The organism is Synechococcus sp. CCY 9618 (assembly GCF_019038415.1).
GTDB lineage: Bacteria > Cyanobacteriota > Cyanobacteriia > PCC-6307 > Cyanobiaceae > Cyanobium.
This window is the reverse complement of sequence record NZ_JAFKRG010000014.1, coordinates 89535-103193: the sequence shown is the minus strand read 5'-3', so window position 1 is coordinate 103193 and position 13659 is coordinate 89535. Positions and strand designations below refer to the sequence as shown.

The 13659-nt window shown below is 71.3% G+C and carries 13 protein-coding genes and 1 pseudogene; 4 read left to right on the top strand and 10 right to left on the bottom strand.

Translation table 11 applies throughout. From position 1 onward, the window contains the following. The 4 genes and pseudogenes from KUG41_RS04860 to topA form a co-directional block, all read right to left on the bottom strand. Positions 1–186 (bottom strand): annotated as a pseudogene (locus tag KUG41_RS04860) (NaMN--DMB phosphoribosyltransferase); the annotation flags it as partial. Then, complete coding sequence (locus KUG41_RS04855) at positions 183–839, bottom strand: DUF2232 domain-containing protein (protein WP_216901631.1); 657 nt, start codon at positions 837–839, stop codon at positions 183–185. The pseudogene KUG41_RS04860 and the gene KUG41_RS04855, both read right to left, overlap by 4 nt. A gap of 4 nt (positions 840–843) precedes the next feature. After that, positions 844–1344 carry a hypothetical protein gene (locus KUG41_RS04850; RefSeq protein ID WP_216901629.1) on the bottom strand — a complete coding sequence of 167 codons (501 nt, stop codon included), beginning with the start codon at positions 1342–1344 and terminating at the stop codon, positions 844–846. Next, positions 1344–4103 carry a type I DNA topoisomerase gene (topA, locus tag KUG41_RS04845; protein WP_216901627.1) on the bottom strand — a complete coding sequence of 920 codons (2760 nt, stop codon included), beginning with the start codon at positions 4101–4103 and terminating at the stop codon, positions 1344–1346. Before topA ends, KUG41_RS04850 begins: the two co-directional genes overlap by 1 nt. Positions 4104–4278: 175 nt before the next feature. On the opposite strand from topA, the gene KUG41_RS04840 reads away from it, so the two are divergent. Both KUG41_RS04840 and KUG41_RS04835 read left to right on the top strand, forming a co-directional pair. Beyond that, on the top strand, positions 4279–5820 hold the full coding sequence (locus KUG41_RS04840) for an NAD(P)H-quinone oxidoreductase subunit N (protein ID WP_216901663.1): 1542 nt from the start codon (positions 4279–4281) through the stop codon (positions 5818–5820). A gap of 18 nt (positions 5821–5838) precedes the next feature. After that, on the top strand, positions 5839–6537 hold the full coding sequence (locus KUG41_RS04835; protein WP_216901625.1) for an ABC transporter ATP-binding protein: 699 nt from the start codon (positions 5839–5841) through the stop codon (positions 6535–6537). On the opposite strand, the gene KUG41_RS04830 is transcribed toward KUG41_RS04835, so the two are convergent. The 5 genes from KUG41_RS04830 to KUG41_RS04810 are packed head-to-tail and all read right to left on the bottom strand — an operon-like array spanning position 6527 to position 10955. Beyond that, positions 6527–7768, bottom strand: a complete 1242-nt coding sequence (locus KUG41_RS04830) for a M23 family metallopeptidase (RefSeq protein WP_254216838.1) — start codon at positions 7766–7768, stop codon at positions 6527–6529. The two genes, KUG41_RS04835 and KUG41_RS04830, sit on opposite strands and share 11 nt — an antisense overlap. A 38-nt stretch (positions 7769–7806) precedes the next feature. Beyond that, positions 7807–8601, bottom strand: a complete 795-nt coding sequence (locus tag KUG41_RS04825) for a biotin--[acetyl-CoA-carboxylase] ligase (protein WP_254216837.1) — start codon at positions 8599–8601, stop codon at positions 7807–7809. Beyond that, positions 8598–9809: an aminotransferase class I/II-fold pyridoxal phosphate-dependent enzyme gene (locus KUG41_RS04820; protein WP_216901623.1), complete on the bottom strand. Its 1212-nt coding sequence runs from the start codon at positions 9807–9809 to the stop codon at positions 8598–8600. The genes KUG41_RS04825 and KUG41_RS04820 overlap by 4 nt, the downstream gene beginning before the upstream one ends. Further along, positions 9796–10146: a thioredoxin domain-containing protein gene (locus tag KUG41_RS04815; protein WP_216901621.1), complete on the bottom strand. Its 351-nt coding sequence runs from the start codon at positions 10144–10146 to the stop codon at positions 9796–9798. The genes KUG41_RS04820 and KUG41_RS04815 overlap by 14 nt, the downstream gene beginning before the upstream one ends. A 35-nt stretch (positions 10147–10181) precedes the next feature. Beyond that, entirely contained in the window at positions 10182–10955 is a 774-nt protein-coding gene (locus KUG41_RS04810; protein WP_216901619.1) for a PspA/IM30 family protein, read from the bottom strand. A gap of 325 nt (positions 10956–11280) precedes the next feature. On the opposite strand from KUG41_RS04810, the gene KUG41_RS04805 reads away from it, so the two are divergent. Continuing rightward, on the top strand, positions 11281–11856 hold the full coding sequence (locus KUG41_RS04805; RefSeq protein WP_216901617.1) for a DUF721 domain-containing protein: 576 nt from the start codon (positions 11281–11283) through the stop codon (positions 11854–11856). Positions 11857–11864: 8 nt separating this feature from the next. Here the strand turns inward: KUG41_RS04805 and KUG41_RS04800 are convergent, their stop codons facing one another. Beyond that, positions 11865–12416, bottom strand: coding sequence for a WbuC family cupin fold metalloprotein (locus KUG41_RS04800; protein WP_254216836.1), 552 nt, complete (start codon positions 12414–12416; stop codon positions 11865–11867). Between the two features lie 41 nt (positions 12417–12457). On the opposite strand from KUG41_RS04800, the gene KUG41_RS04795 reads away from it, so the two are divergent. Further along, positions 12458–13645, top strand: coding sequence for a hypothetical protein (locus tag KUG41_RS04795; RefSeq protein ID WP_216901615.1), 1188 nt, complete (start codon positions 12458–12460; stop codon positions 13643–13645). The last annotated feature ends 14 nt before the right edge of the window (positions 13646–13659 follow it).

Sequence of the window (13659 nt, the reverse complement as noted above, 5' to 3'; positions counted from 1 at the left end):
GTCCGCCGCCGCTGTGCGGCGGCGGGAGGCGGGGGTGGCGCCGGCGGCGGAGATGCCGGGCACCTCAGCGGTGTCCGTGGCCGCCAGCAGCAGCAGCAGCTCGGCGTCCGCCCATCGCTGCCGCCAGGAGCCGCACCAGCGGGCTGCGGCGGCGGCGGACCCACCGATCCGCTGCGGTTCGCTCAAAGGGGGTCGAGAGCCACCAGGGCGCGCAGGGCTGGAGGTGGCTCGCTGATCGGCAGGTCCAGCCGCGGGAAGATCCAGTAGGCCACCGCATGCAGAGCCAGCACCACGATCAGGTTCTGGAGCAGCAGCAGCCCCAGGGCAGCGATCTGCACCTGGGCGAGGTCGAAGCCGCCGACCAGGCCGAGCCAGCCGGCGAAGCGATCCAGCAGATTGGCGGCAGCGGTGGTGATCACCACCCAGAGGTTCTCCCCCACCAGCACCGAGAGCACCGCCACCCGCACCAGGAAACCGGCGGTGCCGATCAGACCCCCCACCCCCAGGGAGAGCCACCAGCTGCAGCGGCGGCGCCAGCTCCAGCCCAGCCAGAGGGCCAGCAGGCCGTAGGGGAACAGCACCAGGGGACCGCGGATCGGCCCCATCAGGGCCGTCAGCAGCAGGGCCGTCACCACCAGCCCCTCCAGGGCGCAGCGCCAGCCATGGCGCAACTGCAGCAGGGCCAGAGGCAGGGGCAGGGCGAGCCGGAACAGGGGGCTGCCGACAGGCAGGTAGTACAGGGCCACCCAGAGCAGGGCGGTGGCGGCGGCCAGGTAGGCGGTGTCCATCAGCTGGCGTGCCTGGCGATGGCTCAGCTGCCTGGAGGGGGGAGGGGTCATCGGCTCAGCGCGGCGCCGGCGCCGGACGCGAGGTGGGGGGAGCGGGGGTGCCGGCACCAGCGGCCGGGGGCTCGCCGGCTGGGGCGCCGGTGGCGGGCATCCGCTCGATGGTCTCCACCTCGAAGGGCACCCCCGCCGCCCGCAGGGCACGGGTGAGCACTTCGGCGGGGGCGGAGGGATCCGCCTCAGGCAGCCGGATGGTGACGCGGTAGGGGGCTGGTCTGGCGGCGGCCGCCGGCCTGGGTGCAGGGGCAGGTTCGCCGGCAGGGGTGGCAGGGGCCACGGGGGTCGCGGTGACCGGCGGCCGGGCTGGGGTTGTCGGGGTTGCCGGGGTCGGCGACGGGGCGGCGGGGGTCGCGGGTGGGGTGGTCGGTGCGGGGGAGGCGGGGGCGCGCGAGAAACTGCGGGACAGGGCGTCACCGAAAGGGGTGCCGCCGCAGCCACTGAGCAGCAGCGGCAGCGTCAGGGTCCCCGCCAGAAGAAGGGAGCGGCGGGGACGGGCCATCAGCTGCCGGCGGGCTTGATCACCCGCACCGCGCTGGCCCGCAGGCGGCCGGTCTTGGTTGTGGCCGGAGGCTTCTTGGCGGCCGCCGCCTTGGTGGTTCCGGCCCTGGCCGTTCCTGCCTTGGAGGAGGCTGTCTTGGAGGCAGCCGTCTTGGAGGCAGCTGTCTTGGAGGAGGCGGTGCGACCGCGGGTCTTGGCGGCCCCCTTGCCGCTGGCGGCCTTGGCGGCCAGCAGTTCCACCGCCTGCTCCAGGGTGAGGGTGTCGGCGGTGGTGCCTTCCGGCAGGGAAGCGTTGACCTTGCCCTGCTTCACATACAGCCCGTAGGGGCCATCGAACAGCTGGATGGACTCCTCGGATCCTTCGGGGGCGCCGAGATCCTTCAGGGCCGTGCGTCCGCCGCGGCCCTTCTTGGGCATGGCCAGCAGCTCCAGGGCCCGGCTCAGCCCCACGGCCAGCACGTCGTCCTCGGCCTTCAGGGAGCGGTAGTCCTTCTCCCCCTTGCCCTTATCGTGCACCACGTAGGGGCCGAAGCGGCCCAGGCCCGCCTGCACCTTGCCGCCGTCCGGATGCTCGCCCAGGTGGCGGGGGAGACGCAACAGGCCCAGGGCATCCTCCAGGCTGAGGTCCTCAGGCTTGACGCCCTTGGGCAGGGAGGCGCGCTTCGGCTTGGGCACCTCCTCGCTCACCTGGCCCCGCTGCACGTAGGGGCCGTACTGGCCGAACAGCAGATACACCTGCTCACCGGTCTCGGGGTCCTCACCGAGGGACTCGGGGCCCTCCGCCTTCTGGCGCAGCAGCAGCTCGGCCTTGTCGGCATCCAGATCAGCGGGGGTGATCTCCTGGGGCAGGGTGGCCTTGAGCAGCTCCTCGCTGCCGTCCTCAGCCACCCGCCTGGTCTCCAGGTAGGCACCGAAGCGGCCGATCCGCACCACGCAGGGCAGGCCCTCCAGGGCCACCGTGCGGGACACGCCCGGATCGATGTCGCCCTCCCGCTGCTGCACCTGGGTCTCCAGCCCCTTCTCGCCCTTGTAGAAGCCCTCCAGGTAGGGCAGCCACGACACCTTGCCGGTGGAGATCTCGTCGAGGGTGTGCTCCATCCTCGAGGTGAAGGCCGTGTCCACCAGGTCGGGGAAGTGCTCCTCCAGCAGGGCCGTCACGGCGAAGGCCGTGAAGCTGGGGGTGAGGGAGTTGTTCTGGAGGGTGGCGTAGCCCCGGTCCACGATGGTGCCGATGATGCTGGCGTAGGTGGACGGTCGGCCGATGCCCTCCTTCTCCAGGGTCTTGACCAGGGCCGCCTCGCTGTAGCGGGACGGGGGCTGGGTCTGGTGACCGAGGGCCTCCACTCCCCGGCAGGAGGGAGCATCCCCCACGGCGAGGGAGGGCAGCAGCACCTCCTGGCCCTCCAGGGCCGCGTCGGGATCGTCGCTGCCCTCCACGTAGGCCCGGAAGAAGCCGGCGAAGTCGATGCGCTTGCCGCTGGCGCGGAAGGTGGCGCCGGCGGCCTCCAGGTCGACCGCCAGCAGGGTGAGCCGGGCATCGGCCATCTGGCTCGCGACAGTGCGCTTCCAGATCAGTTCGTAGAGGGCCAGGTCGCGGCCGTCCAGGCCCGTGTCCTTCGGTGTGCGGAAGCTCTCGCCGGCGGGCCGGATGGCCTCGTGGGCCTCCTGGGCGTTGCGGGCCTTGGTGCTGAACTGGCGCGGCGACGGGCTGAGGAACTCCTTGCCATAGCGCTCGGCGACGCAGTTGCGGGCCGCCGTGAGGGCCTGGTCGGAGAGGTGCACCGAGTCGGTGCGCATGTAGGTGATGAAGCCGCGCTCGTACAGGGCCTGGGCCGTGCGCATGGTGTCGCGGGCCGAGAGCCGCAGCTTGCGGTTCGACTCCTGCTGGAGGGTGCTGGTGGTGAAGGGCGGCACGGGCTTGCGCACCGTGGGCTTCTCCTCCACCGCCGCCACCCGCCAGGGGGCGCTCTCCACCGCGGCCTGGAGGGCAGCGGCCTCGACCTCGCTGAGCAGCTTCACCTTGCTGCCGACCTTGAGACCGCCGGTGGTCTCGTCGAAGTCGGAACCGCCGGCGATGCGCTCGGCACCCACGTGGGTGAGCCTGGCCTCAAAAGGGGCGGCCCCCTGCTCCAGCCGGGCCTTGAGATCCCAGTAGCTGCCACTGCGGAAGGCCCGCCGGGCCCGTTCGCGCTGCACCAGCAGCCGCACCGCCACCGACTGCACCCGGCCGGCGGACAGGCCCCAGGCCACCTTCTTCCAGAGCAGGGGGGAGAGGGTGTAGCCCACCAGGCGGTCGAGGATCCGGCGGGTCTCCTGGGCGTGCACCAGCTCCATGTCGAGGTCCCGGGTCTGGTCGAGGGCGCGACCGATCGCCTCCTTGGTGATCTCGTGGAACACCATGCGCTTCACCGGCACCTTGGGACCTAGGAGCTGGAGCAGGTGCCAGCTGATGCTCTCCCCTTCGCGATCCTCGTCCGTGGCCAGCAGCAGCTGGTCGGCGTCCTTGAGGGCGTCCTTGAGCTCCTTCACCACCTTTTTCTTGTCCTTCGGCACCACGTAGAGGGGCTCGAAGCCATTGGCGGTGTTGACACCGAGGTTGGCCCACTTCTCTCCCTTGTGGGCCGCCGGAATCTCGCTGGCGTTGTTGGGCAGGTCACGCACGTGCCCCATCGACGCCTCCACCCGGAAGGTCTCGGGCAGGAAGGCCCGGATGGTTCGAGCCTTGGTGGGGCTCTCGACGATGACCAGGGTGTGGGCCACGGGAAGGCGCGATACCGGTTCCTTCTTTATCGCATCAGGTGACCCTCCGGGTATCCGTGCACCAGACCGGCCCCCCAGATGGCCGCTACAGTCCGCCACATCGAACGCCTCCCCGATCCCTGTGGCCGACCTGGTTCTGGCAGCCGCCACCACAGCCGCCTCGGCGGCGGAAGCCATCACGGCAGGGCTGGGCACCGGGGGGCTGGCACTGCAGCTGAACGCCGGAGCGATCGCCCCGGAGGCAGCGGTGCTGCTCACCCTGATTGTCTGCCTGCTGGTCGACCTGGCCGGTGAGAACGCCGCCAGCCGCTGGGTGCCGCCCATCTGCTACGGCGGTCTGGGGGCCTCCCTGGTCCTGCTGGCCCTGCAGTGGAACAGCCCCCTGGAGCCCTCCTTCCTGGGTTCCTTCCTCGCCGACAACCTGGCCATCGCCTTCCGGGCCGTGGTGGCCGCCTCCACCCTGATCTCCCTGCTGCTCAGCTGGCGCTACGTGGAGCGCAGCGGCACGCCGATGGGCGAATACGCCGCGATCCTGCTGTCGGCCACGCTCGGGGCCATGTTCCTGTGCGGATCCACCGACCTGGTCAGCATCTTCATCTCGCTGGAAACCCTTTCGGTGGCCAGCTACCTGCTGGCGGGGTACATGAAGCGGGATGCCCGCAGTGCGGAGGCGGCCCTCAAGTACCTGCTGGTGGGATCGGCCGCCGCGGCGGTGTTCCTCTACGGCGCCTCCCTCTTGTACGGCCTCAGCGGCGGTGCCACCGACCTGGCCACGATCGGTCTGGCCCTGCAGACCAGCGCCTCCCCGATCACCGCCCTCGCCCTGGTGTTCGTGCTGGCCACCGTCGCCTTCAAGATCGCTGCGGTCCCCTTTCACCAGTGGACTCCCGACGTTTATGAGGGTTCCCCCACCCCCGTGGTGGCCTTCCTCTCGGTGGGTTCCAAAGCGGCAGGTTTCGCCCTGGCGGTGCGGCTGCTGGTGGGCTGCTTCGACAGCTTCGATGCCCAGTGGAAGTTCCTGTTCACCGTGCTGGCGGTGCTGAGCATGGTGCTGGGCAACGTGGTGGCCCTGGCCCAGACCTCCATGAAGCGGATGCTGGCCTACAGCTCCATCGGCCAGGCGGGCTTCGTGATGATCGGCCTGGTATGCGGCACCGCGGACGGCTTCTCGGCCATGGTGCTCTACATGGCGGCCTACCTGTTCATGAACCTGGGCGCCTTCGCCTGCATCATTCTCTTCTCCCTGCGCACGGGCAGTGACCGCATCGCCGACTACGCGGGCCTTTACCAGAAGGATCCCCTGATCACCCTGGGGCTGAGCCTCTGCCTGCTCTCCCTCGGCGGCATCCCGCCGATGCTGGGCTTCTTCGCCAAGATCTATCTCTTCTTCGCCGGCTGGGCCGACCACCAGTACCTGCTGGTGGTGGTGGGCCTGGTCACCTCGGTGGTGTCGATCTACTACTACATCTCGGTGATCAAGATGATGGTGGTGAAGGAACCCCAGGATGCCTCCGACGTGGTCAAGGCCTATCCCGCCATCACCTGGAATCTCGCCGGCATGCAGCCCCTGCGGGCCGCCCTGGTGGGTTGCGTGGTGGTCACGGCCGTCGGTGGCGTCCTCTCCAGCCCCCTGTTCGACTGGGCCAGTTCCACCGTGGCCGGCACTCCGATCCTCCAGCAGGCCATCGCCTCAGTGACCGTCGCGCCCCTGGGCTGAGTACCCGGCCTGGACCCCATGGATCTCTCCTCACCGGCTTCTGCGGCCCCACCCGTCGCCGAACTGCTTCATGTCTCCAAGATCTACGGCAGCGGCGACACGGAGGTCAGGGCCCTCGACGACCTCTCCCTGACGGTCCAGCAGGGCGACTATCTGGCCGTGATGGGGGCCAGTGGCTCGGGCAAGAGCACGGCGATGAACATCCTCGGCTGCCTCGACCGTCCCAGCGCGGGCCGCTACCGGCTCAACGGCACCGAGGTGGACAGCCTCGATGACGACGAACTGGCCGATCTGCGCAACCAGCAGCTGGGTTTCGTCTTCCAGCAGTTCCATCTGCTGCCCCAGCTCAGCGCCATCGACAACGTGATGCTGCCGATGATCTATGCCCGTGTGCCCCCGGAGGAGCGGCGGCGGCGGGCCCTGGCGGCCCTGGATCGGGTGGGCCTCGCCAACCGGGTCGACAACAAGCCCAACCAGCTCTCCGGCGGCCAGCAGCAGCGGGTGGCGCTGGCCCGGGCGATCATCAACGAGCCCGCCATGCTGCTGGCGGACGAGCCCACCGGGGCCCTCGACTCCCACACCACCGGGGAGGTGCTGGCCCTGTTCGGCGATCTCAACGCCCAGGGCATCACCATCCTGCTCGTCACCCACGAAAGTGATGTGGGTGCCCGGGCCGATCGGGTGGTGCACTTCCGCGACGGCCGCATCAGCGACTGAGGGCGGGGGAGCTGAGCCGTTCTCCAGGCAGGGGCAGGGGGGAGCGGGGCCGTTCGAGGGTGGCGATCAGCTGACCCATCAGCAGGGCGACCGCATCGGTGGAACCGGAGCCGTCGGCTCCGTCGAGACCGGCGAGAAGGCTGCCGCCGGGATCCAGATCCCCGGGGTCGGTGGCCACCCAGCCCCCGTCCTGGGGCAGGCGCAGCTCGAAATGCAGGTGGGGGCCGGTGCTCAGGCCCGTGCTGCCGACCCGGCCGATCACTTCCCCCTGGCGGACGCTCTCTCCCTCCTTCACGTAGAGCTCGGAGAGGTGGCCGTAGAGGGTGCGGCGGCGGGGGCTCTCATGCTCCAGCTCCACCGCCAGGCCGTAGCCACCCGCCAGGCCGCTGCTGACCACCCGTCCGGAGAGGGCCGCCACCACCGGCGTGCCCTCGGGGGCCGCCAGGTCGCGGCCGGCATGCATCAGCCAGCTCCCCAGCAGCGGATGCAGACGCCAGCCGAAGGGGCTGCTGGTGACCGCTGAGCCGATCAGGGGGAAGAGCAACCGCTGGTTGCCGTTGCCGCCGATCGGCGAGGGCCGGGGGGTGACCCGGAAGACGTCGGTGAGGCGGAAGCTGCCGCCGGCGCCGGTGAGCAGGGCGGTGACGGGCACCGTGATCGGCGGCAGGGGGGCGGCATCGATGCCGAACCCGGCAAAACCGATCCCCCGGCCCCCGGCCGCCAGATCGCCGCCATCCAGACCGCCACTGAGACCATCCTGACGGCCGCGGCCGATGACGATGACGCCCGTCCGGCATTCCTGGGCCGAGAGGGCTCCGGCCCGGCAGGCCCTGCTCCGGTTGGCCGCATCCTGGGGAGAGAGGAGCGAACCGCGCACCCGCACCCGCTCCCCGGGGGTGACCACCCCCTCCCGCACCAGGGCATCGAGGGAAGCGTCGAAGCGGCGGACCGGCTCGGGACGGCGCTCGGCGGGCCCGGGTTGGAGGGTGGCGGCGGGAGCCTCACCGGTCACCGGAGGGGGTGGAACGAGCGGCCGGACCGGTGCCTGGGGGGCGGGGCGGACGATGGGCGCAGCGATCCGCACCTTCGGCTGGGGCATCGGCGCCGGTGGGGGCTCGGAACGTTCCTCGGCACCGGGAACCGCCTGGGCCAGCACCAGGGGCATGGCCAGCCAGGAGGCCGCAGTGCCGGCGGTCAGAGCCGACAGGACGGGAAAAGGCTTGGGGGCCATGGCAGGGAAAGGGCCGGTGGTCAGTGTACGGGGGTTGCTCAGCCGGCGCCGAATTCGCGCTGCAGCACCCGATCACGGGTGCCATGGACCAGCCTCAGGCCGCCATCGGCCGTGAGCCCGGCCGGCTGCCACTCCTCTCCCTCCAGCCGGATCGGGCCGGCCGGCAGCAGCAGGCGCCGCTCCGCCTGGCCCCGCACCGCCTCCCTGCTCCCGGCCCAGGCCATGGCCCAGTCCAGGGAGGCCAGCACCTCCCCGCACCAGTGCAGCGGCTCGGCCCGGCCGCGGCCCAGCAGGGTCGCCAGGGCCACGGCACCGGGAGGCACCGGGTTGGCCACGTTCAGTCCCACCCCGATCCGGGCCCAGCGGCAGGCGCCGCCCCTCAGCCGCAGCCGCGGCAGCAGGCCGGCCAGCTTGAGGACGCGGCCCTCGCCGCCAGCCTCGACAGGCAGCACCAGATCATTGGGCCATTTGATCCGTACCGGCAGTCCCCGGTGCTCCAGCCGCAGGCAGAGCCCGACGGCCACCGCCAGAGCCAGGGATGCCGCCTGGCCCGCCTGGGCGGGCCAGGGCAGCGCCGCACTCAGCCAGACCCCGCCGGGGGGGGAGCTCCAGGGCCGTCCCCGCTGGCCGTGCCCGTGGCGCTGCCGCCGGGCGATCACGGCCAGCGGGGACGGCAGGGCCCGGTCTCCGGCCAGATCGGGGGCATCGGCCAGCCAGCGGTCGAGAAGGATCTCGGTGCTGGCGCAGACCGGCACACCGCGCAGCCGCCAGGGCGGACCGGGCGCGGCGGCAGAGACCTGGCGGCGCCGCAGGGCGCCGATGGCGCCGATCAAAACCGCCGCAGCCAGTCGCCGATGCGGGCCGCGCCGGCCTCCAGATCTGCGGCGGGATGCACCAGGGCCAGCCGCTGCCAGCCCTCACCGCCGGGGCCGAAGCCGTTGCCGGGGGTGAGACAGACCCCGGTGCCCTCCAGCAGGGCGGCACAGAAGCGCTCGGAGTCCAGACCCCGGGCCCGGGCGACCGCAGGAATCTGCAGCCAGAGGTAGAGAGCCATCGAAGGCCGCCGCACGGGCCAGCCCTGGGCCTCCAGGGCATCGGCCATGCGGTCGCGGCGCTCCCGGTAGATGGCGCGCAGCTGCCCGGGCCACTGGGGGGCCTGCTCCAGGGCGGCGATGGCTCCGGCCTGCAGGGCCAGGGACTGGTTGAAATCCACCACTCCCTTGAGCTGACGCAGGGCGGTGATCAGCCATTCGGCGCCGATGGCGAAGGCGAGCCGATACCCCCCCAGGCACCAGCTCTTGGAGAAGGAGAAGAACTCGATGCCGCAACGGCGCCAGGCGGGATTTCGCAGCAGGGCCGGGGCCTCCCCCTCCAGGGCCAGGTCGACGTAGGGGTTGTCGTGGGCGAGCACGATGTCGTGGCGCAGGGCCCGCTCCACCGCCATGTCCAGCCAGCCCTGCTCGCCGGTGGTGGCCGTGGGGTTGTGGGGAAAGCCCAGCACCATCAGCTTCAGGGCCTGCCACTGGCTGGGGGAGAGGCGGTCGAAATCGGGGCGCCAGCCGGCCTCCGGATCGAGGCGCAGCAGCACCGGATCGGCCGAGGCCAGATGCAGGCCTCCCATGTGGGAGGGGTAGTAGGGGTCAAGCAGCAGGGCCCGATCGCCCGGATCCAGCACCGCCAGAGGCAGGTGGGCCGTGCCCTCCTGGGACCCCACCAGCAGGAGCACCTCCGTGTCGGGATCCACGGCCACGTCGAAACGGCGGCGGGCCCAGGCCGCCACCGCCTCCCGGAAGGGGAGGGTGGCGGCGTGGAGGCAGTAGGAGGCACTCTCGGGCCGTTTCAGACCCGCGGCGATGGCCTCGAGGGCGACGGCCGGAGGCTGGAGATCGGTGGAGCCGAGCGAAAGATCAAGCAGGGGGGGCAGGGCTGAGCCCGCCGGGAGGCCCGCGCCGGCCATGCGGGCGAGATAGGCGGCCTTGCGCTGGTCGTTGCGGGCGAAGACGCCGCTGCCCAGTCGCGACAGACGCTCAGAGATGGGCATCCAGGAAAGCCTTCAGCTGGGACTGGGCCATGGCCCCTTCGTGGCGGGCCAGTTCCTGGCCGGCGCGGAACAGGATCAGGGTGGGCAGCCCCTGGATCTTGAGCTCATCGCGGGTGAGGGGGTTGGGATCAGCCTCGAGCTTGCCGACCGTGAGAGCTCCGCCCGCAGCGGCGGCATAGGCCTGGGCGGCCCAGGTCATCAGGGGGGCCATCAGTCGGCAGGGGCCGCACCAGGAGGCCCAGACATCCACCAGCACCGGACCCGGTGTCTCGCGGACCGCCGCCTGGAAGTTGGCGTCGGTGAGCTCGAGCACGGGGGAGTCGACGTCGGTGGCCACGGCGTTACGGATTGCGGTGGCCCGATTGTATGAATTCAGAGCGTGTCGATGGACTTGCGCAGTTCCTCGAGCTCGGCGTTCACCTCGGCCACCTGGACCGGCTCCAGCTGGGGAGCCGGGCCGCCCTCCAGGGGCAGGGCGATCGGGGTCTTGCCACCTTCGAGACGATTCTTGAGGGCCGCCAGCTCATCGTCGACATCGCTGCCCTCCAGGGCCGCGAACTGGCTCTCCAGATCGGCTCCGGCCAGTTCGGCGGCTGCCTGACTGCGGGCCTCCATGTTGAGAACCTTCTCCTCCATCTGCTCGAAGGCCGCCATGGAGCTGTTGGTGCCCAGGCTGCCCACGGCGTTCTGAAGCTGCTCCTGGGCCTGGGCCGCCTGGGCGCGGGCCTTGAGCATGTCCTTCTTGGTCTTGGCCTCGGCGATCTTGCCCTCAAGGGCGGTGAGGCTGCGCTTGAGGGTGTCGACCTGGGCGGCCTGGCCGCTGAGCTGGGCGTTGAGGGCGGTGGCGGTGTCCTGGTAGGTCTTGCGGCGGGAGAGGGATTCGCGGGCCAGGTCTTCCTCCCCTTTCTTGAGGGCCAGCTCGGCCCGCTCGTACCAGGTTTTCGACTGGGCCTCGGCCTGCTCGGCCTGGTTCTGCAGCCGCTTCTGGCTGGCGATGGCGGTGGCCACGGCCTGGCGCAGCTTGACCAGGTCGCCCTGCATGTCCGCCACGGACTGGTCGAGGATCTTGGCCGGATCCTCGGCCTTGCTCACCAGGTCGTTGAGGTTGGCGCGCAGGAGACGGCTCAGCCGATCGAAAAATCCCATGGAGGCGGGGCCAGTGCAGGGTCTGAGGGTAGCCAGAACCGGCCGCCGGGACCTCTGCGCCGGCCAGCGGATTGCCGCACCCTCACCGGCGGGGCGCCGGCCCGGTTCGGGGATTGCAGCGCTTGGCTCAGGCGAAGAGTTTCAGGGCGTGGTCGCCCATGGAGTGGTCGGTGATGACCGCCTTGCCGCCGGTGGGCACAAACCTGGGCACCACCACGGAGAATTTCCGGAACACTTCCGGGCGCATCACCACCTGCGTCGGGCGCCAGCCTTGGGCAGACGGCGCGGGGGCTGCTTGTTCCTGAGCCCGCCTAGCCTGACGGGAATGGAACAGCCCCGGTCCCGCCAGCGACGCCGTCCGGAAGGCCAGCGCGATCGGCGCGGCTTCAGTGAGGCGGTGCAGACCCGCCGGGTGGGGAATCTCTCGTTCCTGATGCCACCACCGCGGCCCCCGGCCAGCGCCCTGGCCAGCTGCCTGGAGGGGCTTCAGCAGGACTGGCGCCGCGACGGACACCTGGCGGGGCTGTGGCGGGAGTGGCCCCGCATCGCCGGTCCCCAGCTGGCGCCCCACTGCCGGCCCCTGCAGCTGCAGGGGGGCCTGCTGACGGTGGGAGCCGCCCCGGGGCCCTGGCTGCAGGCCCTGCAGTACAACCGCCACCAGCTGCTGGGGGCCCTGCGGGGGGCCGGCTATGCCGTGCGCGACGTGCGGGTGCAGCAGCACCATCCCGGTGCCCCTGTCACCCCTGGTGGCCAGAACGAAGCGGAGGTGTGGGCCGTCCATCCCAGCCGCTGCGATGTGCACGGCATGGCCGACTGTCCGACCTGCGGCCGACCGGCCCCCGCCGGCGAGATGGCCCGCTGGGGACACTGCAGTTTCTGCCGCCGGGCCGACCTGAGCTGAGCCGACCTTCAGTCGGGCAGGCCTGCAGCCGGGCCACCGGCGTCGCCGTCATCGAACAGCGCCCGCCAGCGGGCCTCCAGCCGGGCCGCGGCCTCCGTGCCCTCAAGGGGGAAGCCGGCCAGAAAGTCCTTGTCGGCGGAGGGCCGGTAGGGGCCCTGCTTGATCTCCATCAGCACGGCATCGGCGCAGAGGGCCACCAGGGTGTGGATCACCCCCTCGGCGAGCTCGATGCCGCGCAGGGGCCCGGCGGCGCTGATCCGCTCGCGGCCCAGCACCCGGCCGTTCCCGTCGAGCAGCAGCAGGCCCACCTCCCCCTGCAGCACCAGGAAGCACTCGAAGCCCTCCCCGGGCTGCTCGCGCAGGTGCCGGTGCGGGCGCACGTAGGTACCGGGCTGGAGCACATTGAGAAACCGCTGCACCCGATCGGAGGGGGCATGAAAATTGTGATTGAGGCGCCGGCGAGGGGAGTCGGCGGCGCCGGCGGCCACCGCATCAAAGAGAGCCTGATCGATGCGCCGCAGGGGCGCTGGGGCGACGGTGTCCATGGAAGGCACGGGCATCGGCAAGCCATAGATTGACGCACCTCATCAACAACACGGGCATGGGCGCATCACGGTGGTGTCCCTGGCGTTCGGCGGTTCAGCTCGCCTTTCTGCTCGGCCCCGGCCTGGCTCTGCCGGCCGGGGCGGCGTCCCCCAAACCCGGTGCAAGGCCGCCGGCCCCGGTGGCCACCTATGCAATGGAGGCGCTCACCAGCTCTGGGATGGGCGCCATGACCATGGGAGGCGGCGACATGATGAAGATGATGATGGGCGGCCGGCCCTCCTTCAACGCCACCACCCGCCAGCTGGACCTGCGGCTGCAATCGCCGGGAACGGCCCCCAGCCCCAGCGCCGAGCACCGCATCCCCCCCGGCCTGGCGATGGGAGCGGCCCTGCCGCTGAAGAGCACCGGCTTCGGACCGGCCGAGCCACCCCAGTGGACGCAGGAGGCGTTCCCCGAGCTGAAGGGCCGGATGCTCATCTACCGCGGCTGTGCCGAGAGCGCCGGCGCCGGCCAGCCGGAGGTGATCAGCCTGCAGGGGCTGCTGCCCGAACAGCGGCGCCAGGCCATGCAGGCCATGAAGCAGATGGCCTCCATGCCCTGGGCCGGAGGCAGCTCGGGCACCACCGGCCGCTGGCCGGACAACGAGGAGACCAGGGGGGTGCCGCCGCAGGCCTCACTGGTGGGCAACCATCTGGTGGCCAGCAACTACGCCCCCGAGATCCTTTTCCAGGTGGATGGGGGGCACGATTTCCTGGCGCCGGTGAGCCTGACGAGCACGGCGAGCGGCGGCGCCCAGCGACTGAACTGGCAGACCGTCCCGACGGCCCTGGGCTATCAGGCCATGGCCACCGGCATGGGCCGCCAGGAGGGCGACATCGTGATCTGGACCTCCAGCGAGGCGCCCTGGGGCGACAGCACGGTGCCCGGCGATCTGCGGGCCCCCGAGGCGGCCCGGCTGGTGCAGCGCAACGTGCTGCTTGCGCCGGAGCGCACCAGCTGCACGGTGAGCACCGAGGCCATGGCGGCCATGCGGACGGCAATGGTCACCTTCACCGCCTACGGCGACACCCTGATGCTGAGCAGCCCCCAGGGCGCCCCCGCCTGGCGGCTCAGCCTGGAGCGCCGCTCCACCGCCACCCGTCCGCTGGGCGAAGGCATGGAGATGTTCGATCCCGGCCCCGGCGATGAGAAGGAGGAGCCCGCCGAGAAAGGCGGGGGCTTCAATCTGTTCAGGCTGTTCTGAGCCCCGCCGTCACC

Coding starts and splice junctions, on each gene's coding strand:
- KUG41_RS04835 (WP_216901625.1), top strand. CDS start 5,839: ATGGATCTCTCCTCACCGGCTTCTGCGGCCCCACCCGTCGCCGAACTG.
- KUG41_RS04820 (WP_216901623.1), bottom strand. CDS start 9,809: ATGCCCATCTCTGAGCGTCTGTCGCGACTGGGCAGCGGCGTCTTCGCC.
- KUG41_RS04800 (WP_254216836.1), bottom strand. CDS start 12,416: ATGCCCGTGCCTTCCATGGACACCGTCGCCCCAGCGCCCCTGCGGCGC.
- KUG41_RS04855 (WP_216901631.1), bottom strand. CDS start 839: ATGACCCCTCCCCCCTCCAGGCAGCTGAGCCATCGCCAGGCACGCCAG.
- KUG41_RS04850 (WP_216901629.1), bottom strand. CDS start 1,344: ATGGCCCGTCCCCGCCGCTCCCTTCTTCTGGCGGGGACCCTGACGCTG.
- KUG41_RS04795 (WP_216901615.1), top strand. CDS start 12,458: ATGGGCGCATCACGGTGGTGTCCCTGGCGTTCGGCGGTTCAGCTCGCC.
- KUG41_RS04805 (WP_216901617.1), top strand. CDS start 11,281: ATGGAACAGCCCCGGTCCCGCCAGCGACGCCGTCCGGAAGGCCAGCGC.
- KUG41_RS04810 (WP_216901619.1), bottom strand. CDS start 10,955: ATGGGATTTTTCGATCGGCTGAGCCGTCTCCTGCGCGCCAACCTCAAC.
- KUG41_RS04830 (WP_254216838.1), bottom strand. CDS start 7,768: ATGGCCCCCAAGCCTTTTCCCGTCCTGTCGGCTCTGACCGCCGGCACT.